At 72.0% G+C, this 18,785-nt stretch carries 18 protein-coding genes; 8 read left to right on the forward strand and 10 right to left on the reverse strand.

Features of this window, described 5'->3' with window-relative positions:
* Nucleotides 1–55: 55 nt before the first annotated feature.
* From ACKUU6_RS07600 to ACKUU6_RS07635, 8 genes are all read right to left on the reverse strand, one after another.
* The gene (locus ACKUU6_RS07600; protein ID WP_407987696.1) at nt 56–1,591 is read right to left on the reverse strand and encodes a cytochrome P450; all 1,536 of its coding nucleotides are present in this window, start codon (nt 1,589–1,591) and stop codon (nt 56–58) included.
* Nucleotides 1,592–1,656: 65 nt separating this feature from the next.
* Complete coding sequence (locus ACKUU6_RS07605) at nt 1,657–2,274, reverse strand: GTP-binding protein (protein WP_407987697.1); 618 nt, start codon at nt 2,272–2,274, stop codon at nt 1,657–1,659.
* Nucleotides 2,255–2,614: a DUF742 domain-containing protein gene (locus ACKUU6_RS07610; RefSeq protein WP_407987698.1), complete on the reverse strand. Its 360-nt coding sequence runs from the start codon at nt 2,612–2,614 to the stop codon at nt 2,255–2,257. Before ACKUU6_RS07610 ends, ACKUU6_RS07605 begins: the two co-directional genes overlap by 20 nt.
* A 64-nt stretch (nt 2,615–2,678) precedes the next feature.
* A complete protein-coding gene (locus ACKUU6_RS07615) occupies nt 2,679–3,065 on the reverse strand; it encodes a roadblock/LC7 domain-containing protein (RefSeq protein WP_407992059.1) in 387 nt (128 codons plus the stop codon).
* 17 nt (nt 3,066–3,082) lie between these two features.
* On the reverse strand, nt 3,083–4,615 hold the full coding sequence (locus tag ACKUU6_RS07620; protein ID WP_407992060.1) for a sensor histidine kinase: 1,533 nt from the start codon (nt 4,613–4,615) through the stop codon (nt 3,083–3,085).
* 309 nt (nt 4,616–4,924) lie between these two features.
* On the reverse strand, nt 4,925–5,506 hold the full coding sequence (locus tag ACKUU6_RS07625) for a TerD family protein (protein ID WP_407987699.1): 582 nt from the start codon (nt 5,504–5,506) through the stop codon (nt 4,925–4,927).
* Nucleotides 5,507–5,544: 38 nt separating this feature from the next.
* Nucleotides 5,545–6,120, reverse strand: a complete 576-nt coding sequence (locus ACKUU6_RS07630) for a TerD family protein (protein ID WP_407987700.1) — start codon at nt 6,118–6,120, stop codon at nt 5,545–5,547.
* Nucleotides 6,121–6,237: 117 nt separating this feature from the next.
* Nucleotides 6,238–7,986, reverse strand: coding sequence for an ABC transporter ATP-binding protein (locus ACKUU6_RS07635; RefSeq protein WP_407987701.1), 1,749 nt, complete (start codon nt 7,984–7,986; stop codon nt 6,238–6,240).
* Nucleotides 7,987–8,576: 590 nt separating this feature from the next.
* On the opposite strand from ACKUU6_RS07635, the gene ACKUU6_RS07640 reads away from it, so the two are divergent.
* The 4 genes from ACKUU6_RS07640 to ACKUU6_RS07655 all read left to right on the forward strand — a co-directional run bounded on the left by ACKUU6_RS07640 (nt 8,577) and on the right by ACKUU6_RS07655 (nt 11,517).
* Nucleotides 8,577–9,236: a response regulator gene (locus ACKUU6_RS07640; protein WP_407987702.1), complete on the forward strand. Its 660-nt coding sequence runs from the start codon at nt 8,577–8,579 to the stop codon at nt 9,234–9,236.
* Complete coding sequence (locus tag ACKUU6_RS07645) at nt 9,236–10,393, forward strand: sensor histidine kinase (RefSeq protein WP_407987703.1); 1,158 nt, start codon at nt 9,236–9,238, stop codon at nt 10,391–10,393. The genes ACKUU6_RS07640 and ACKUU6_RS07645 overlap by 1 nt, the downstream gene beginning before the upstream one ends.
* A gap of 23 nt (nt 10,394–10,416) precedes the next feature.
* Nucleotides 10,417–10,989 (forward strand): cation:proton antiporter, encoded by a 573-nt coding sequence (locus ACKUU6_RS07650; protein WP_407987704.1) that lies wholly within the window; start codon nt 10,417–10,419, stop codon nt 10,987–10,989.
* Between the two features lie 192 nt (nt 10,990–11,181).
* Nucleotides 11,182–11,517, forward strand: a complete 336-nt coding sequence (locus ACKUU6_RS07655) for a hypothetical protein (protein WP_407987705.1) — start codon at nt 11,182–11,184, stop codon at nt 11,515–11,517.
* Nucleotides 11,518–11,581: 64 nt separating this feature from the next.
* On the opposite strand, the gene ACKUU6_RS07660 is transcribed toward ACKUU6_RS07655, so the two are convergent.
* Both ACKUU6_RS07660 and ACKUU6_RS07665 read right to left on the reverse strand, forming a co-directional pair.
* Entirely contained in the window at nt 11,582–12,880 is a 1,299-nt protein-coding gene (locus tag ACKUU6_RS07660; RefSeq protein WP_407987706.1) for a glycoside hydrolase family 6 protein, read from the reverse strand.
* 72 nt (nt 12,881–12,952) lie between these two features.
* Entirely contained in the window at nt 12,953–13,927 is a 975-nt protein-coding gene (locus tag ACKUU6_RS07665; RefSeq protein ID WP_407987707.1) for a glycoside hydrolase family 6 protein, read from the reverse strand.
* A gap of 209 nt (nt 13,928–14,136) precedes the next feature.
* Here ACKUU6_RS07665 and ACKUU6_RS07670 point away from each other — a divergent pair, with 209 nt between their 5' ends.
* The 4 genes from ACKUU6_RS07670 to ACKUU6_RS07685 all read left to right on the forward strand — a co-directional run bounded on the left by ACKUU6_RS07670 (nt 14,137) and on the right by ACKUU6_RS07685 (nt 18,756).
* Nucleotides 14,137–15,150, forward strand: coding sequence for a LacI family DNA-binding transcriptional regulator (locus ACKUU6_RS07670; RefSeq protein WP_407987708.1), 1,014 nt, complete (start codon nt 14,137–14,139; stop codon nt 15,148–15,150).
* A 242-nt stretch (nt 15,151–15,392) separates the two neighbouring features.
* Nucleotides 15,393–16,694 (forward strand): extracellular solute-binding protein, encoded by a 1,302-nt coding sequence (locus ACKUU6_RS07675; RefSeq protein ID WP_407987709.1) that lies wholly within the window; start codon nt 15,393–15,395, stop codon nt 16,692–16,694.
* A gap of 113 nt (nt 16,695–16,807) precedes the next feature.
* Entirely contained in the window at nt 16,808–17,803 is a 996-nt protein-coding gene (locus tag ACKUU6_RS07680; protein ID WP_407987710.1) for a carbohydrate ABC transporter permease, read from the forward strand.
* 14 nt (nt 17,804–17,817) lie between these two features.
* Nucleotides 17,818–18,756, forward strand: a complete 939-nt coding sequence (locus ACKUU6_RS07685; protein ID WP_407987711.1) for a carbohydrate ABC transporter permease — start codon at nt 17,818–17,820, stop codon at nt 18,754–18,756.
* Nucleotides 18,757–18,785 lie beyond the last annotated feature (29 nt).

Consider the following 18,785-nt stretch of genomic DNA (forward strand, 5'->3'; position numbering starts at 1 on the left):
ACCCGCGATCCGCGACCGGAACCGGATGCCGGGCATCCGGTTCCGGTCGCGGATCTCACCGCCGGAACCTCGCGGTCAGGGCGCTCCACCAGCCGCGCACCTGCCGGGGCACGGTCGCGGTGGCGGGCGGGCCGACGGGCGGCGCGGGCGGCTGGACGGGCCGGGCGACGGGCGGCGCGGTCGGCGGCGGGGGCGGGGTCGCGGGCACGGTGCGTACGGCGGTCAGGGTCGTCTCGGCGGGCTTGGTGCGCGGGGTGAAGCGCACCGGCAGCTCGGTCAGGTGGCGGGAGAGCCAGGCCGAGGTCCAGGTCAGCTCCTCCTCCGAGACCGCGAGTTGCAGATCGGGGAGGCGGGTCAGCAGGATGTCGATGCCGGTCTCGGCGATGGCCCGGCCCATGTCCTGACCCGGGCACTCGTGCGGGCCGCCGCCGAAGGCCAGGTGCGCGCGGTTGCCGTGCAGCGGCTTCGACAGGTCGGGGCGGACGGCCGGGTCGACGTTGCCCGCCGCGAGACCGAGCAGGAGCATGTCGCCGGCCTTGATCTGCTGTCCGCCGAGCTCGGTGTCGCCGGTGGCCCACCGGCCCGCGATCAGCGACATCGGCGCGGAGTCCCAGAGCACCTGGTCCAGGGCGTCGGGCAGGGTCATGTGGCCGCCGGACAGGTGGGCGCGGAACCGGCGGTCGGTGAGGACCATCTTGAGCGTGTCGGCGATCAGGTTGACGGTCGTCTCGTTCGCGGCGAGCAGCACCACCCGCAGGTGCTCCAGCACCTCGTCGTCGGTCAGCCCCGCCTCGTGCTGCATCAGCCACGACACGAGGTCGGCGCCGGGCGCCACCCGCTTGCGCTCCATCATCCGGCGCAGCGTCTCCACGACGTAGTCGTTGCTCGCGATCGCCGTCTCGGTGCCCTTCATCAAGTCTCGTGCGGCGTCGACCAGTCGGGGTCCGTACTCCTCCGGCATCCCGACCACGTGGGTCATCACGAGCATCGGCAGGTGCTCCGCGAACTGGGCCACCAGTTCGGCCTGTCCGGCCGGTCCGAAGTCCTCGATCAGCTGGTCGGCGAAGCGGGTGACGTAGCGGCGGATCCCGCGTCGGTCGACGCGGTTCAGGCCGTCGGTGACCGCGCCGCGCAGGCGCTTGTGCTCGGCGCCGTCCGCGAACACGCACAGCGGCTGCCAGGCGATCACCGGCATCAACGGGGAGTCGGGCGTGACCAGGCCCTGCTGGAACGCCGTCCAGCGACGGGAGTCCCGGGAGAACCGGGAGGGGGTCCGCATGGCCGTGAGGTTCGCGGAGTGGCCGAGGATCAGCCACGCCGGGAGGTCACCGTGCAGCAGGACCGGCGCCACCTCGCCGTGCTCGGCGCGCAGCTTCTCGTACAGGGCCGCCGGGTCGGCCTCCGCCTCCGGCCCGTAGAGCCGCCGGAGGCCCGGAGCACCGAGCCCGTGGGCGCCGCGCCCCCGGGTACCGAGCCCCTGGGTACCGAGCCCGTGGGCGCCGAGGGTGCCCAGCCCGTCAGCGCCGAGCCCGTGCGCGGGGCAGCCGGGCGGCGGGGTCTGGACGGCGTCGTCACGGAACGGTGTGGTCACGGGTGTCTCCGGGGGGGTGTCGTCAGGCGGTCGTCGTGAGCGGGCGGCGCGAAGGGCCGGAGCGGTCACCGCGCGGGCGCGCTCGAAAGGTCGTACAGGTAGCGCATCAGGGCCATCAGGACGTCACGGCCCGAGGCACGGGTCCGGGCGTCGCAGGTGACGATCGGCACCTCGGGGGGCAGGTCGAGCGCGGCCCGCAACTCCTCGGTCGGGTAGGTCGGCGACTCCGGGAAGGTGTTGGCCGCGACGACGAAGGGCACGCCGCTGTCCTCCAGCCGTCCGATCACGTCGAAGCTGACTTCGAGCCGGCGGGTGTCGACCAGCACCACCGCGCCGAGCGCGCCCTCGAAGAGACCGTTCCAGAGGAACCAGAACCGCTCCTGCCCGGGGGTGCCGAACACGTACAGCACCAGCTCCTCGTTGATGCTGATCCGACCGAAGTCCATCGCCACCGTGGTGGAGGTCTTGCGCTCGACCCCTGCGGTGTCGTCGACCTCCGCTCCAGCCTGCGTCATCGTCTCCTCGGTGGTCAGCGGACGGATCTCGCTCACCGAGCTGACCAGGGTCGTCTTGCCGACGCCGAAGCCGCCCACGATCACCACCTTGACCGCCATGGCGGCCGAGGCCGGGAGCAGGTCCGCGCTCTCCGGCCCGAGCACCGTCTCAGAGCCTCTGAAGTCCATGTATCACCGCCTCCAACAGGGCATGGTCGGGAAGGATCGCCTTGGGAACGGCGGCGCGGGCCTCGATCCGCCGCTCGCTGAGGAGGTCCGCCAGCAGCACGGTGACCACGCTCATCGGCAGCCGCAGGTACGCGGAGATCTCGGCCACGGACAGTGGCGAGCCGCAGATCCGCAGGATCGCCGCCTGCTCCGGCTGCATCGTGGGTGTCGGCTCCGAGCGCGCGACGATCAGCGTGACCAGGTCGAACGTGGCCCGCTCGGCCTGACCGCTGCGGCCGCGCGTGATCACGTAGAGCCGTTCCGGGCTGTCCTCCTCCCAGCTGCGGTCGGCTGCGCTCATCCGTCGTCCCCGGTGCACTCGTCGGGGGCTTCGCGCACGACGGACCCGTCGCTGCTCCGCCCGGTCACAGGGCCGGCTCGCTGGTGCGCGGCGGAGTGCTGAGGTGCTCGCCGATCCGGGCTACCAGGTCGCGCATCCGCTGGCCCATCAACCCGGCGTCCACACCCTCGTCGGCGAGCACCGCCAGGTAGGCACGGGCGCCGGCCGCCATCAGGTAGAAGAACCCGCCGCCCATCTCGATCACGACCATCCGCATCCGGCGGTCGCCGTGCGGGAACTCGTGTCCCACGGCGGCGGCCAGGCTCTGCAGCCCCGCACAGGCGGCGGCGAGGCGGTCCGCGCTGTCGGTGTCGGTGCCGTACTGGGCCATCCGCAGGCCGTCGGCGGAGAGCACGACGACGTGGCGGGCGTGCGGAACACCGTCCGCCAGCTCCTTGAGCATCCAGTCCATGTTGGTCCGTTGCTGAGTCACTGCTCGCCCTTCCCTTCCGACTCTTCGCTGGTGTGGGCGGCCGCGCCGGTGGACGGCGCGTTGCCGTTCACCCCTTCCTGGAAGGCGGCCAGCCAGATCCCGGGCTGCACCGGCGACTGGGCCGGCTCGGGCGCCCGGGAGCGCGCGGGTTCGCCGGTCCAGGAGGGCGCGGCGTGGCGGCGGCGCTGCGGGAGCCCGTACGGGTTCTGCTCACCCGTCGCCGGGGTCGCACCCGCCGCCGAGGGCGCTATGGGCGAGGCCGCAGCGGGGATCGGCACCGTCCTCGACCCCCACGGGCGCGGTCCGGCCGACGACCCCAGGGCGGCGGGCGCGACCGACCGGAAGCCGGAGGTGGCGCCGATGCCGTGGGCCCGGCCGACGGCGGGCGCCGTGGTGATCAGTTCCTGCGGCACGATCAGCACCGCGCGCACGCCACCGTACGCGGAAGGGCGCAGCGAGACCTGGAAGCCGTACTCCTGCGCGAGGCGGCCGACCACGGCGAGGCCGAGGCGGGGCGTCTCGCCGAGGTCGTTGAGGTCGATCCCGGCCTGTGCCTCGCGGAGCATCCGCTCGGCGCGGGCCCGGCCCTCCTCGCTCAGGCTGAGCCCGCCGTCCTCGATCTCGATCGCGATGCCGGTCTGCACCTCGACGGCGGTGAGGTGGACGTCGGTGTGCGGCGGGGAGTAGCGGGTGGCGTTGTCCAGCAGCTCGGCCAGCGCGTGGATCAGCGGCTCGGCGGCCGGGCCGATCACGGCGACCTCGGAGACCGGGTGGAGTTCCACCCGCTGGTAGTCGAGGATCCGCGACATGGCGCCGCGCAGCACGCTGTACAGCGGCACCGCCTTGCTCCACTGGCGGCCGGGGCGCGCGCCGCCGAGGACGGCGATGCTGTCCGCGAGTCGGCCGACCAGCGCGTTGCCGTGGTCCAGGCGGAGCAGGTCGTCGAAGACGGCGGGGTCGTTGCCGTGCCGGTCCTCCATCGCCCGCAGGTCCTCGGCCTGCCGGTGCACGATCGCCTGCACCCGGCGGGCGATGTTCACGAACGCGCGCTGCGCGGACTCGCGCAGGCCCTCCTCGTTGTCGACCGCCTCCAGGACGGTCCGCAACACCGCCTGCCGGGCGGCCCGGAACTCCGGGCCGACGACGCCGTCGAGGGATTCGTACGCCTTCAGCACGTCCTCGGTGAACTCGCCGCGCTGCAGCCGGGCGACCGTCTCGGGCAGGATGACCTTGGCCAGCCGGACCGTCTCGGCCTCCTGCCGGGTGAGCCGGAGGCGCAGCTCGCCCTCCTGCCGGGCGTAGCGCTCCTGGAGGGCCGCCAGTGCCCGCCCGCGGCGCGCCGCCTCGGCGGCCACCACGGCTGCCGCCGCGGTGCCCACCACTCCGCACCAGACGACTCCCGCCCGGGCGCCGGTGGAGGTCACCGTCGCGGCGACGACAGCGGCGGCCACCGTCACGACCGTGGGCAGGAGCCACACGAGAACGGGCGCGGCGCGCCGACCTCCGAGTGACGATCCAGCACGAAGCATCAGCATCCTCAAACGATCGAAAGGGTCCGGGCGGGCGGACGACCGGGTCGGTGTCGGCCCCACCCTTTCGCTGCTCGGCCCTCCTGGCGACGCCGTCCGGGCCTTTTCCCCCATGAGGGGGACCCTCTCGGCAAGCCGCCACACGGTACGGAGCGTTCGTGATACAGCACGGCCCGTGACGGTCGCCGGAAGCGGACAGGGCCCCGGGCAGCGAGTGAGATCCTCTTCTGCCCGGGGCCCTGGTACCTGCGCCACCGCCGCCGCCCGGTCGGGCGTCGGCGGTGGCCGGCGACCCCCGACCGTGGACGGTCACAGGTGCTGGACGATGGCGGGGAGCAGGTCCTGGAAGGTCCGGCCGAAGGCCGGCTCGCCGATCGCGGCCATCCGCCACGTCCCGTCCGTGCGGTGGAGTTTGGTCATGATCTGGGCGGTGTGGCCGCCTCCGCCGCCCAGGGTGTAGCGGGCCAGTTCCCCGCCGGTGGTCTCGTCGATCAGGCGGCAGTAGGCGGTCTCGATCTCCTTGAAGCTGGCGCCGGTGAAAGAGTTGACGGTGAAGACGATCTGGTCGATCTGGACCGGCACCCGGACGAGGTCGACGGTGATGCTCTCGTCGTCGCCCTCGCCGTCGCTGCCGGTGCGGTTGTCGCCGCTGTGCCCGACCGAACCGTCAGTGCTGGTCAGCTGGTTGAAGTACACGACGTCGACGGGCTGACCGCCGGCGAAGAGCACGGCGGAGGCGTCCAGGTCGATGTCGGGCGCGCCGAGCAGCTTCCCGAGGAAGCCCTTGCGCGGCGCCGCCTGCCATCCGAGGCCCATCCGGACGAAGGCGAGCGGGACTCCGCTCTCCTTGCTGAGGCTGATCTGCTGACCTTTGGCCAGGTTTACGGACATGTCGACTTCTCCTGAGGGTGACGGATGGTGGTCGAGCGTCAGAGCGAGACGCCGAAGTCCTGGGCGATTCCGGCGAGCCCCGAGGCGTAGCCCTGACCGACAGCACGGAACTTCCAGTCGGCGCCGTTGCGGTACAGCTCGCCGAAGACCATGGCGGTCTCGGTGGCCGCGTCCTCGCTCAGGTCGTAGCGGGCGATCTCCGCCTCGCCGGCCTGGTTGACCACGCGGATGTAGGCGTTGCGGATCTGACCGAAGTTCTGCGCACGGGCGGCGGCGTCGTGGATGGAGACCGGGAAGACGATCCGGGCCACCTCGGCGGGGACCACGGCCAGGTCGACCTTGATCACCTCGTCGTCGCCCTCGCCGGAGCCGGTGAGGTTGTCGCCGGTGTGCTCGACCGATCCGTCCGGGCTGCGGAGGTTGTTGTAGAAGACGAAGTGACCGCTGGAGACCACCTTGCCCGCTTCGGTGCACAGCAGGGCACTGGCGTCGAGGTCGTAGTCCGTCCCGGTGGTGGTCCGCACGTCCCAGCCGAGGCCGATCAGGACGGCGTTCAGACCCGGGGCCTCCTTGGTCAGCGAGACGTTGCCACCCTTGGCCAGGGAAACACTCATGGTGAACTCTCTTTCGGATAACGCTTGTTCGTGCCGATGTCACCAGCCTGGCCGAACCGCACCTCACCGGGTATCCGGCGGTCGTCCGGCGCACCCGGACACCCGGCGGTGGTCCACTCAGCCACCTGTCGGGGTCACCGGCACGCCGACCCGCAGGGCGGTCACCAGATCGCGGTAGAGCGAGTCCGCGACCAGCAGTTCGGCATGCGTGCCGCTGGCCCGGACCCGGCCGCGGTCCAGGACGATGATCTGGTCCGCCTCGACCACCGTCGAGAGCCGGTGCGCGATGGTGACCACGGCGGCGCTCCGGGCGCGGTCGCGGATGAAGTCCTGTACGGCCGCCTCGGTCAGGCCGTCCAGTTGGGCGGTCGCCTCGTCCAGCAGCAGGATCTCCGGGTCGGCGACGAACGCGCGGGCCAGGGCGATGCGTTGGCGCTCTCCCCCGGAGATGGTGGCACTGGCCGGTACGGTGTCGAGCCCCTCCGGGAACGCCTTGACCCGGTCGGTCAGACCGACCGCGTCCAGCGCCGCCCAGAGGTCGTCGTCGGTCGCGTACGGGTCCAGGTAGCGCAGGTTGTCGGCGAGGGTGCCGGGGACCAGCGGGACGTCCTGCTCGACGTACCCGATCTGACGGCGCGACTCCCAGGGCGGCCACTGCCCGAACGGGACGCCGTCCAGGAGGAGTTGGCCGCGCTGCGCCGGGTGGAACTCCAGCAGCAGGGAGAACACCGTGGTCTTGCCCGCCCCCGAGGGACCGACGATCGCGGTGTGCCCGTGGCGCGGCACGTCGAAGCTGACGCCGTCGAGCGCGGCCGGGCCATCCTCGGTGTAGCGGGCCGTGACGTCGCGGAACGAGACGACGTGGGCGCCGACCCGGTCCGGCCGGGGCTGGGCAGCCACGGCCGCCCGCGCGTGCCCGTCCTCGAGTTCGAGCCGGTCGAGCTGCCCGATTCGTGCGGCAGCCGCGATGCCGGACTGCAACTGCGAGAACTGGTGCGAGATTTCGGAAGCGGGCTCGACCAGCTGGAAGGCGTACAGCAGGAAGGCGATCAGGCTGGAGACCGGCAGCTGTCCGGAGCTCACCCGCAGCGCGCCGACCGCCAGGACCAGCATGGTCGCCAGCTGGACGCCGGCCATCGTCACGGTCCACACGACCGCCTCGATCCGGACCGCCCGGGTTCCGTGCCCGGCGGCGGCGTCCGCCTCGGCCTCGATCCGGACGGACTCGCGCTCCTCGGCCCGCGCCGCCTTGACGGTACGGATCGCGCGCAGGGCGCCGTCCAATGCCGCGCCCAGGCGACCGACCGACTCCTGAGCGGCGGCCTGACTCTCCGCCAGCCGGGGCATCAGCACCGCGACCAGCGCACCGACCGACAGCAGGCTCGCCACCGTGACGGCGAACAGCACCCGGTCCAGCACGGCCATCAGCGCGAGCGCGCCGACCATCCCGATCACGCCGTTGATCAACTGCGTCACGCTGGACGTGGCCGCCTCACGGATCAGTTGGGTGTCGGAGGTCACCCGCGTGACGAGCTCACCGCTCGACCGGCCGCCGAGCGCTCCCAGCCGGACCCGCAGGAGGCGGCGCACCATCGAACTGCGGGCGTCGCGCACCACCCGCTCGCCCATGCCGCCGAGCATCACCGCCTGCAGGGCGTGAGTGGCCGCACCGATCACGAGCAGCGTCGCCAGCACGGCCACGGCCGGGGCGATCGAACGGGAGCCGGCCAGCCCGTCGAGCACCCACTTGGTGGCCAACGGTCCCGCCAGCGAAGCCCCGACCGCCACCAACCCGAGCAGGAGGCCGAGCAGCAGGGTGCGGCGGTGAGGGCGGACGAAGGTCCAGAGCAGACGCAGGTTCGGCACAGCAGACTCTCTCAGAGGGGACTTCAGGTGGGTCGTCGTCGCGGGCGTGGCCCGGGGCGGCCACCGGCCCAGCGGGACTCCCCCGGATCGGCATCGCCGGTGCCCCGTCCGAGAACGGAGGCAGAGAGTGCGAGGCCCGAGCCCCGCCGGTGCTGGACGGGGAGCTCGAGCCTCGCGGTGTCGCATCCAGGGGGTAATCAGCGCCGACCAGGTATCTGCGGCCGCCCGAGGTCCCATGCCTCCGGCCCCGCGGCTGCCCCAGCCCACTCCTCGCCGGCGCCGACCGATGTGACGTACCCACTCTGACGCTCCGGCAGTTCACCGGCCACCCGCCACCCGTCCATCCCTGGCAGCCGACCGGCCGCCCCCTCCCCGCCCGATGGCGGGGCCGCCCGGGTCTCCCACGTCGGAGGCGCGGCACACCACGTGCGACCCGCCGTCCGGCCGTGCCGGACCCGCCGATCGGCCGGACCTGACCGCCGACCGTCCGCCAGGCGCTGTCACGGGGCCGAATCCGCTGCTGACGACCCTATGCTCGGTACCGGACCGGGCAGCACGGAACCGCCCACGGACGGAGAAAAGGGACACACGTGATCCGGGTGATGGTGGTCGACGACGAGGCCCTGATCCGGCTCGGTTTCGAGCTGATCCTGAATCAGGCCGAGGACGTCGAGGTGGTGGCCACCGTCGGCGGCGGGCAGGCCCTGGCGGCCGTACGGGAGCACCGCCCGGACGTCGTCCTGCTGGACATCCGGATGCCGGACGTCGACGGTCTGACCATCCTGCGCCAGGTGATGGAGCTGCCCCAGCTGCCGGTGGTGGCGATGCTGACCACCTTCGACTCGGACGAGTACATCGCCGCCGCCCTGCGCGCCGGCGCCTCCGGCTTCCTGCTCAAGGACACCGACCCCGAACAACTCGCCCAGCTGGTCCGCTCGTTGGCCGCCGGTGGCGTGGTGCTCTCGCCGAAGGTGACGGGCACCGTGGTCAGCGGGTTCCTGGACCGGGCCACCGCGGACGCCGGTGAGGCCAAGCTGGCCGCCCGGCTGACCGAACGTGAACGCGACATCCTGGTGCTGCTCGCCGAGGGCCTGTCGAACGCGGAGATCGGCCAGCGCGTCCACCTGAGCGTGGGCACCGTCAAGGACCACGTCAGCGCCGTGCTGGCCAAGTTGCAGGTGGCCAACCGGGTCCAGGCCGCCCTGTTCGCCCAGCGGGTGGGACTGTTCCCGCCGCCCGGGAACCACTGATGTACCGCCCCGCCCTGCTCGGCCGCCCGATGCCCCAGCCCTCCCCCCGGGCCGTGGACCTGCTTCTGGTCGCGGCGGCCGTCGCGGACTCCTGGATCAGCGTGCACGACTCGGCCTGGCCGGACGTACTGCTGGCCGGCCTCGCCTGCGCGGCGCTGCTGGTCCGGCGCAGGTGGCCGGTCGCGGTGTTCGTGCTGACGATGCCCGCCGCCCTGACCAGCTACGTGCTGCTGGCACCGCTGATCGCCCTGTTCACCCTGGCGGAGCGCTACCGGAACCGTCCCGCGCTGGCCGCGTGCGCGGTGCTCTTCGGCGTCTCGTCCGCCGTCTCCCTACCGGTGGAGAGCTTCGGTGATCCGTCCGCGGCGGCCACCTCCGGGTTCTTCATCACGGCACCGACCGTGCTGATCACGGCCGGCTACCTGATCGCACTGGCCGCCGCCCCGGTGATCCTGGGCCAGCTGGTCCAGACCCGCCGCGACCTGGCCAAGCGGCTCGCCGACCTGCAGGAGGCCCAGGAGCACCAGCGGGAGCTGCACGCGCAGACCGTGCTGGCGCGGGAACGGGCCCAACTCGCCCGGGAGATGCACGACGTGGTGTCCCATCAGGTCAGCCTGATCGCGGTGCACGCCGGCGCGCTCCAAGTCACCACCAGCGACCCTGCCGCCAAGGACGCCGGCCGGACCATCCGCACCCTTAGCGTCACTACCCTGGACGAGCTCCGCCACATGGTCACGCTGCTGCGCGCCTCCGGCGGCAACAGCGCCGAACTCGCCCCGCAGCCGACCCTCGCCGAGTTCGCCCAGCTGATCGCCAACAGCGGCATCGACGTGCGGGTGGAGGGCGAACCGCCGGAGGACGCCAGCGCGCCGGTCCAGCGCACCGTCTACCGGATCATCCAGGAAGCACTGACCAACATCCGCAAGCACGCCCCCGGCGCCAGCACCGTGATCGACATCCACTGTTCCGGCCGGGGCCTGGACATCACCGTCACCAACACCGCGCCCACCCGGATCGGCCTCGCCCTCCCCAGCTCCCAGCAGGGCCTGGTCGGTCTGAGGGAACGCGCCGAGCTCCTCGGCGGCACCTTCACCAGCGGACCCACCCCCGACGGTGGCTACACCCTGCACGTCCACCTGCCCGACCGTACCGGCTGACCGGACCGGAAGCGGAAATCCCCATGGTCCCTGTCCGGATCGTGATCACAACCGGGGTGGCCGCCTGGTCGCTCGTCGCCGGACGGCTGGAACGGTGGCACGTACGGGCTCCCCTGATGCTGGTGCTCGCGGGAGTCGTCACGGGCCTGTTCACCCACAGCCACCTGGCCGAGACCCTCAACTCCAAGGTCGCCCAGCACATCGTCGTACGGGTCCTGCCCGTCCTGTTCGCCTTCCTCGGATCGGGGTTCACCTGGCGCGATCGGGTCATGGTCGGCGCCGTCGGACCACGCGGCACCACCTCGATCGTCTTCGGCCTGCTTGCCTTCAACGCCCTCCCCGACGGGCTCCACGCCGACACCGCGCTGTACGCCATGACGCTCACGGCGCTCGGCAGCGTCCTGCTCCACGGCGGCGGCTCGGTCGCCATCGCCCGACTCCTGAACCGCCCGTCCTCCGCAACCGCCACTCCCCGGAGCTCGGCCCGTCGGAGGCCCGGGCCGGGGACAAGAGCTGACGCGGCCCTCGCCCCGGCAACGGACGTCATACCCGGCGCAGGCCGGCCGCGAGGCCGTGCAGCGACATCCGCAGCGTGAAGTCGCGGCCCGACGGACGGCACGGGCGAGCTCTGGCTCACCGTCCAGGCGGAGTTGGGCGCCGAAGGCGGACACGCTCACGGTGGAGAACCACCACGAGGTGCTTGACCCGTCTCATCTACGGTTCACCTGGTCGCTGGCCCGCGAGGGGGTCGAGCTGGGCCACGGCGTGCTTCCCACGCCGCCCGCCGAGTGTGTCCGGCCCGGGCGAGGCCTACGCGCCAGGCGGTTCGGGCGCCGAACCACTCGACCAGGGACCGGTCGGCGGGTAGCTCCCTGACCAGCCCGATCCGGGCCGGCGAGCGCCAGGCGTTCCTGCGGACCTGCTCCCGGTACTCCTCCGGCGGGAGGATCGGCTCCACCATCACGTCCTGGAAGTCGTCACCCCGCTGCGGCAAGTGGGTCGGATGCGTCCGGGCGACCCCGGAGGGGTTGCACACGCCTTACGTACGTCCCCACGAGAACGGAAACCGCGCGGACGTCCGCTGGGCTGCTGACTCGCGTCGGCCGACTTCGCGTTCGTCCTGACGCCCGTGCGGCGGAGCTGAGACCGGTCGGCCCGCCGCAGAGGCGGGCCGGCCGGCAGCCGCCGTTACGAACTCCGCGCGGAGCCGAAGGGCGCGAAGGTCAGGGCCGGGCTGGCGTTGCGCACCAGGGTCAGGGCCTGCTCGGGCCACCAGGCACCCGCCGCCGGGTCGACCACGCCGTACTCGGGGTCGATCGTGCCGCCGGGGATGTTGCGGTTGCACTGCCCGTCCGACTGCCCGATGGTCTTCACCCACAGGTACGCGTCCACCAGCGGGGTGCCGGTGTCGGCGGTGGGACGGTTGCCGATGCCGCGTCCGGGCGGGTTGCACCAGACCTGCGGGTCACCGGCGTACTTGCCGGCCGGCGGGGTCCAGCCGCCCTGCCCGTTGCGACTGGTGTCCACCACGAAGTGGGTCAGGTCCTTCACGGGCGCGGCGCCGGCGTTCTGCTCGAACCACGTGTCGGTCCAGTGCCAGGTGGAGGGGTCGTCCACGTTGACGGAGTTCCCCGGCTGCCCGTCGTTCGGCGCGGCCGGCGAGTAGTACTGGCCCGCGCACCAGTCGGTGTGCCCGCGCGCGGCCTCCGGGCCCTTGGTGGCGTACCAGAGGCACTTCGACACCCAGGTGCCGTAGTGGTCGGCCAGGTCGGTGGCGAAGAAATTGGACACGTTCAGGGAGAAGCCCTGGGTCCGCTCGACGCCGGCCTGCAGCAGGCGCTGCGCGGCGGTGCCGACGCTCTGCCAGTGGCTGTTCCCGGCGTCCAGGTAGACCACCGTGTTCGGCTGCCGCTCCAGCGCGTCGACCGCGTAGCGCAGGTCGGCGAGTCGGCCCGCCGTGATCGCGCCCGTCGGGTCGCTGCCCGGGCCGCAGTCGGAGGGCAGGTTGGCCAGGGCGTCGGGTTCGAGCACGATGACGGCCTTGCTCCTGCCGAGACCGCGGGCCAGCGCCGCGATCCAGGCCTGGTACTCCGCGTCGGACTGCGCGCCGCCGCTGGAGTACTGCGAGCAGTCCCGCAGCGGGACGTTGTACGCGACCAGCACCGGGACGGTCCCGGTGAGGGCGGCGCGGCGGGTCAGGGTACGCGCCCGGCTCTCGACCTCGGCGGGGGTGCCGTCGGTGAACCAGTCGGCCTGCGGCCAGCTCGCGAGCTTGGCCATGGCGGCGGCGCCCGCGAAGTCGTGGTTCCGCAGGTTGCGGACGGCCTGCTCGGCGGCGTCGCTCTGCGGGTCCACGTAGAACCGGGTGCCTGCGGGCAGGGTGTGGCCGGTGGCCTGCTGGGCCTCCGCCTGGACGGGCACGGCGAAGGCCGCCAGCAGGGCCGCCAGCGCGGCGGGGACCAGGGAGCGTGGGATGCGCGGTCTCATGGGTTTCCTCTTCTGGGCCGCTCGGGACGGCGGAGTGGCGCCGCCCCGAGCGGAGCTGGTGTCGATCGCCGGTCAGTAGCCGAAGATCATCTTGTAGGCGACCTCGGGCAGGAACTGCCCGGCCGAAGATCCGGCGCCGGTACCGCAGTTGCCGTCGGACTCGCCGGGGGCCTTGACCCACAGCAGCATCTCGGCGCCGCCGCCCTTCTGGGTGGGCGTGCCGATCCGGCGCCCGGCCGGGTTGCACCACTCGCCGTTGGAACCGTTTCCGTTGCGGCTGGTGTCGACCACGTACGGCTTGTTCAGCCCGTACGAGGACTTGAGCGCCGCGTTGACGTTGTTCCCGTAGGTGGTGTTCTGCCCGGTGGTGTAGAAGTTCGAGACGTTCAGCGAGAACCCGTGGGCTCCGCTCACCCCGGCGTCGGAGAGCAGCTTGGCCGCGGTGTTGGCGTTCAGCCAGCCGGGGTTGCCGATGTCCAGGTAGACCCAGGTGTTCGGGGCCTTGGAGTTGAACTGGGCGACGGCGTTGCGCAACAGCCCGTTGCGCTCGGAGACCTGGGCGGACGTCATGCAGCTCTCGTGCCCGAGTGCGTCGGGTTCGAGGACCACGAGGGCCGGCCGGTTGCCGATGCCGCTGGCGAAGGCGGCGATCCAACTGTTGTACTCGGCGGCGGAACCCGCTCCACCGCCGGACTGACCTGCGCAGACGTCGCGGTTGGGGATGTTGTAGGCCACCATGATCGGCAGCTTCCCGCTCGCCGCCGCCGCGCCGGCGTAGGCGCCGGTCGCCGTCCCGATGGTGCCGCTCCAGTTGCCGAACCAGCGGGCCATCGGCACGTTGGCGATCGAGTTCTGGATGGCGGAGGCGCGGCCGTCCCCGCGGTTGGCGTTGACCCACTGCTGGGCACTGGAGTTGGGATCGGCGTAGAAGCCGTTGGTCATGCCGGTCGGATCGGCGGCGTACGCGGTCCCGGGGTAGGCCGCGATCAGGAGGGCGGTGAGCGCTGGTGCGATGAGCAGAGCCGTACTGCGGCGTGTGCGGCGCATGGGGCTTCCTCCGCTGTGGGTGGGGTGGGGGAGGTGGAAGCGCTTCCAGTTGCCAGATGATTGGCCCTTCCCCGCCGGATGTCAAGAGATGCAATATCCCTTCCCATGGACGGAAGCTGGCCCTACAGTGCGACTGGAAGCGCTTCCAGTTTCTGTTCCACGGAGGCGCGGTACGCTGAGCAACGGCACCAAGACCGAGGTGGACCACGATGACGGACGAACCGACGCGCCGAAGGCCGACCCTGGACGAGGTCGCAGAGCACGCCGGCGTGTCCCGCACCGCGGCGTCACGGGTGTTGAACAACGCCCCCAACGTGAGCCGCGGCAAACGCGAGGCCGTGCTGCGCGCGATCGAGGAGCTCGGATTCGTCCGGAACCCGACGGCCCGCGCGCTGGCGACCCAGCAGGCGGGCGCGGTGGCCCTGATCATCGCCGGGGAGGACCCGGCGGTCCTGGCCGACCCGTTCTACGGGCAGGTCATCGCGGGCACCTCGACCGTCCTGGAGGAGACCGACCTGCACCTGGTGCTCTGTCTGGCCACCTCGACCCGGGGTCAGATCCGGGTGAAGCAGCTGCTGCAGAGCCGGGCGGTGGACGGGGTGATGCTGATGTCCCTGCGCGGCGACGATCCGCTCTCCCAATTGGCCCTGGAGGCCGGCGTCCCCGCCGTGTTCGGCGGAAAGCCGCTGCACGGGGACGTCCCGTTCTACGTCGACGTGGACAACGTACGCGGGGCGCGCGAGGCGGCCGAGCACCTGGTCTCGCTGGGCCGCACCAGGATCGCGACCATCACCGGGCCGCTGGACACCGACGTCGGCCTGGCCCGCAGGCGCGGCTACCACGAGGCGCTGACCCTGGCGGGCGTCCCCTTCCGCGCGGAGGCGGGCGGTGACTTCACCGAACGGGGCGGCATGGCCGCGATGGAGGAGCTGCTCGCGCGCCATCCGGACCTGGACGCGGTGTTCGCCGCCAACGACAACATGGCGGCCGGCGCACTGCGAGTGCTCCACCGCGCGGGCCGGACCATCCCCGGTGACGTGGCGGTGGTCGGCTTCGACGGCCTGGCGGCCTCCGAGATCGCCGAGCCACCCCTCACCACGGTCCGGCAGCCGATACGGGACATCGGCCGGGAGATGACCCGCATGCTGCTCGCCCTGATCGCGGGCGAGAAGCCCAGTCCGCTGATCCTGCCCACCACGCTGATCCGGCGCGACTCCGCCTGACCACACGTCAGTTCATTAAAAGCACGGGCGCGTTCGCCGTCCGGCGATCCGTGCTGCTCATGGCCGGTTCCACGGGCCGGACGGACGGCCGAGATCCCCCCTTGACAGCTCCCCACCCGGGATAGCAGGGTTTCGTTCCGCCGTTCTGGGAGCGCTCCCACACCGCGTTCCGGGCCCCGCCCTCGGGTGCCCCGCCCCGTCCCGCGCGGCCCCACTCCGCACCCACCCCTTCTGGAGAATCCATGTCGCCGCACCGCCGTACCCGCAGAACCACCGCCCTCGTGTCCGCCGCCGTCACCGCCGGGCTGCTGGTCACCGGATGCTCCTCCAGCGGGGCGGGCTCGGACGACCCGAACGCGCAGATCACGCTCAGCGTGGGCGACTTCGGCACCTTCGGCTACAAGGAGGCCGGGCTCTTCGACGAGTACACGAAGGCCCACCCGAACATCACCATCAAGGAGAACTCCACCACCCAGGAGGGCGACTACTGGACCGCCCTGCAGACCCGTCTGTCGGGCGGCGGACTCGACGACATCCAGGCGCTGGAGGTGAGCCGGATCGCGCTGGCCACCTCCGACCAGCTCAACGGGGCGTTCACCGACCTGTCGAAGGCCCCGGGCGTCGACAAGGAGACCTACCTGCCGTGGAAGTGGAAGCAGGCGACCACCACCGAGGGCAGGACCATCGGCCTCGGCACCGACGTCGGCCCGATGGCGATCTGCTACCGCCAGGACCTGTTCCAGGCGGCCGGCCTGCCGTCCGACCCCGCCGCGGTCAGCGCCCTGTGGGCGGGTGACTGGGCCAAGTACGTCGAGGTCGGACGGCAGTACCAGGCCAAGGCGCCCAAGGGCAGCTTCTTCATGGACACCGCCACCGGCCTCTACAACGGCGTGGTCTCCTCCAACGCCGAGCAGTACTACCGGAGCGGGAAGATGGCGTACCAGGACTCCGCCGGCGTCAGGACGGGCTGGCAGCTGGCAGCCGAGGCGGTCAAGGCCGGAGTCTCCCAGGGGCTCAAGGAGTTCGACACCCCCTGGCAGACCGCCTTCTCCAACTCCACCTTCGCCACCACGGTCTGCCCGTCCTGGCAGCAGGCCAACATCGAGAAGTACTCCGGCCCGGCCAACGCCGGGAAGTGGAACATCGCGCAGGCTCCCGCCGCCGGCAACTGGGGCGGCTCCTTCCTCGCCGTACCGGCCTCCGGCAAGCACGTCGCGCAGGCCCAGGCGCTGGCCGTCTGGCTCACCGCGCCGGAGCAGCAGGCCAAGGTCTTCCAGAAGGTCGGCAACATCCCCGCCAACCAGAAGGCGTACACGCTGCCCGGCGTCACCGACTTCACCAACCCCTACATCGGCCCGAAGGCCCCCACCGGGCAGATCTTCTCCACCGCCGCGAAGGCGATCACGCCCGCCGAGACCGGCCCGCACCACGGTGACCTGCACGGGGCGTTCAGCAACGGCGTGCTGCTGATGGAGCAGAACAACAAGAGCGCCGACGAGGCCTGGGCCGCCACCCTCAAGCAGATCGAGAGCAGCATCCAGTAGCCGGCTCCCGGTGCCGTACGGCCGCCCGTACGGCACCGCCGCCGACCGTCCACGCCCTTCCAGAACGACCCGACGACCCGCTTGGCCGTCGTCCCGGCACGGAGGAATCCCCTGTGGCCACCCCCACCCGCACCCACCGAACCGGCCCGGCCGGCTCACCGCCCCCGGTCGCGCCCGACCACGGCGGGGCGAGCCGACGCAGCCGCCTCCACCGCTGGGACCGCGCAGCCTCGCCCTACCTGTTCGTCGCGCCCTTCTTCCTGGTGTTCGCCGCCTTCGGCCTCTTCCCGCTGCTCTACACCGGCTGGCTGTCCCTGCACCGGGTCAGCCTCTACAACGTGGACCAGGCCGACTGGGTGGGCCTGCAGAACTACCGGGACCTGCTGTTCGGGCCGCCGAGCCACTTCTTCTGGAACGCCCTCGGCAACACGATCACGCTCGGCCTCCTGTCCACCGTCCCGCAGCTGCTGCTCGCGCTCGGCCTCGCCCACCTGCTCAACTACCACCTCCCGGCCCGGGGGTTCTTCCGCACCGCGCTGCTCGCGCCGTACGCGACCTCGGTGGCCGCCGCGACCCTGGTCTTCGCGCTCATCTTCAGCCCCGAGGGCGGCATGGCCAACTGGCTGCTGAGCCTGGTCGGGGCCGGTCCGGTCCACTGGGAGGCCGGCCCCTGGAGTTCCCAGTTCGCCGTGTCCGTGATCGTCATCTGGCGGTGGACCGGCTACAACGCGCTGATCTACCTGGCCGCGATGCAGGCGATCCCGCGCGAGCTGTACGAGGCCGCCGCCATCGACGGCGCCTCCCGCTGGCAGCAGTTCCGCCACGTGACGATCCCCGAGCTACGTCCCACCATCCTGTTCACCGTGGTGGTCTCCTCCATCGGCGCCACCCAACTCTTCGGCGAGCCCTACCTGTTCGGCGGCCAGACCGGCCACCAGGGCGGTGCGGACCACCAGTACGAGACCCTCGGCATCCTGATGTACGACACCGGCTTCCACCACAGCATGCTCGGCCGCGCCTCCGCCATCGCCTGGATGATGTTCGGCCTGCTCCTGCTGGTCGGTCTCGCCAACACGCTGATCGCCCGCCGCCTGCGCTCCGCCCAGTGAGCGGGAAGGACGACATGACCACCATCACTGCCCACGACTCCCCCGCGGCGAGGCCGGTCCCCGGCTCCGCCGACGCCCCCGCGACCGGGCGCCGCCGCCGGCCCCGCGCCCTCGGCGCGGGCGGCCAGCACCGGGCCGGACCGGTCGCCCTGACCATGCTGGTCCTGGTCTCCCTCGCCTCGCTGTTCCCGCTGTACTGGACGGTCGTGGCGGCGTCCACCGACAGCCACCAGGTCATCTCCACGCCGCCGCCGCTACTGCCCGGCGGCAACCTGTTCCGCAACATCGGCTACGTGTGGCACAACGCCGGGGCCCGCGGCATGGGTGTCGCACTGCTCAACTCGACCCTGGTCGCGGGTACCGTCGCGCTCAGCACCGTGGCGTTCTCGGTGCTGGCCGGGTTCGCGTTCGCCAAGCTCCGGTTCCGGGGCCGCGGCGCCCTGCTCGCCCTGGTGGTCGCCACCATGGCCGTGCCGGCCCAGGTCAGCATCGTCCCGCTGTTCATCCTGATGAAGCACCTGGGGCTCGGCAACCAGCTCGGTGCCCTGGTGCTGCCCACCCTGGTGACCGCGTTCGGCGTGTTCTTCATGCGCCAGTACCTGACCCAGGCGCTGCCCACCGAGCTGCTGGAAGCGGCCCTGGTCGACGGCGCGAACTCGCTGCGGGTGGTCTGGCACGTCGTCGTCCCGATCGCCCGGCCCGCGATGGCCGTGCTCGGGATGCTCGCCTTCGTCCAGTCCTGGAACGACTTCCTGTGGCCGATCATCGCGATGAACGGCGCCACCAACCCCACCGTCCAGGTCGCCCTGGCCGGGCTCGGCACCGGCTGGTCCACCGACTGGTCGGTCATCACCGCCGGCGCGCTCGTCGGCACCCTGCCCCTGCTGCTCGTCTTCGTCGTCTTCGGCCGGCAGATCGTCGGCGGCATCACCCAGGGCGCGCTGAAGGGGTGACCGGCCGTCAGGCCGCCACCCGACCGTCA

This window comes from Kitasatospora sp. CMC57, from assembly GCF_045866025.2.
Lineage (GTDB): Bacteria > Actinomycetota > Actinomycetes > Streptomycetales > Streptomycetaceae > Kitasatospora.

Excerpts from the sequence above, each read along its gene's own strand:
- ACKUU6_RS07645 (WP_407987703.1), top strand. The coding sequence starts at position 9,236 with ATGTACCGCCCCGCCCTGCTCGGCCGCCCGATGCCCCAGCCCTCCCCC.
- ACKUU6_RS07625 (WP_407987699.1), bottom strand. The coding sequence starts at position 5,506 with ATGTCCGTAAACCTGGCCAAAGGTCAGCAGATCAGCCTCAGCAAGGAG.
- ACKUU6_RS07615 (WP_407992059.1), bottom strand. The coding sequence starts at position 3,065 with ATGGACTGGATGCTCAAGGAGCTGGCGGACGGTGTTCCGCACGCCCGC.
- ACKUU6_RS07650 (WP_407987704.1), top strand. The coding sequence starts at position 10,417 with ATGGTCCCTGTCCGGATCGTGATCACAACCGGGGTGGCCGCCTGGTCG.
- ACKUU6_RS07670 (WP_407987708.1), top strand. The coding sequence starts at position 14,137 with ATGACGGACGAACCGACGCGCCGAAGGCCGACCCTGGACGAGGTCGCA.
- ACKUU6_RS07630 (WP_407987700.1), bottom strand. The coding sequence starts at position 6,120 with ATGAGTGTTTCCCTGGCCAAGGGTGGCAACGTCTCGCTGACCAAGGAG.
- ACKUU6_RS07605 (WP_407987697.1), bottom strand. The coding sequence starts at position 2,274 with ATGGACTTCAGAGGCTCTGAGACGGTGCTCGGGCCGGAGAGCGCGGAC.
- ACKUU6_RS07610 (WP_407987698.1), bottom strand. The coding sequence starts at position 2,614 with ATGAGCGCAGCCGACCGCAGCTGGGAGGAGGACAGCCCGGAACGGCTC.
- ACKUU6_RS07665 (WP_407987707.1), bottom strand. The coding sequence starts at position 13,927 with ATGCGCCGCACACGCCGCAGTACGGCTCTGCTCATCGCACCAGCGCTC.
- ACKUU6_RS07675 (WP_407987709.1), top strand. The coding sequence starts at position 15,393 with ATGTCGCCGCACCGCCGTACCCGCAGAACCACCGCCCTCGTGTCCGCC.
- ACKUU6_RS07685 (WP_407987711.1), top strand. The coding sequence starts at position 17,818 with ATGACCACCATCACTGCCCACGACTCCCCCGCGGCGAGGCCGGTCCCC.
- ACKUU6_RS07620 (WP_407992060.1), bottom strand. The coding sequence starts at position 4,615 with ATGCTTCGTGCTGGATCGTCACTCGGAGGTCGGCGCGCCGCGCCCGTT.
- ACKUU6_RS07660 (WP_407987706.1), bottom strand. The coding sequence starts at position 12,880 with ATGAGACCGCGCATCCCACGCTCCCTGGTCCCCGCCGCGCTGGCGGCC.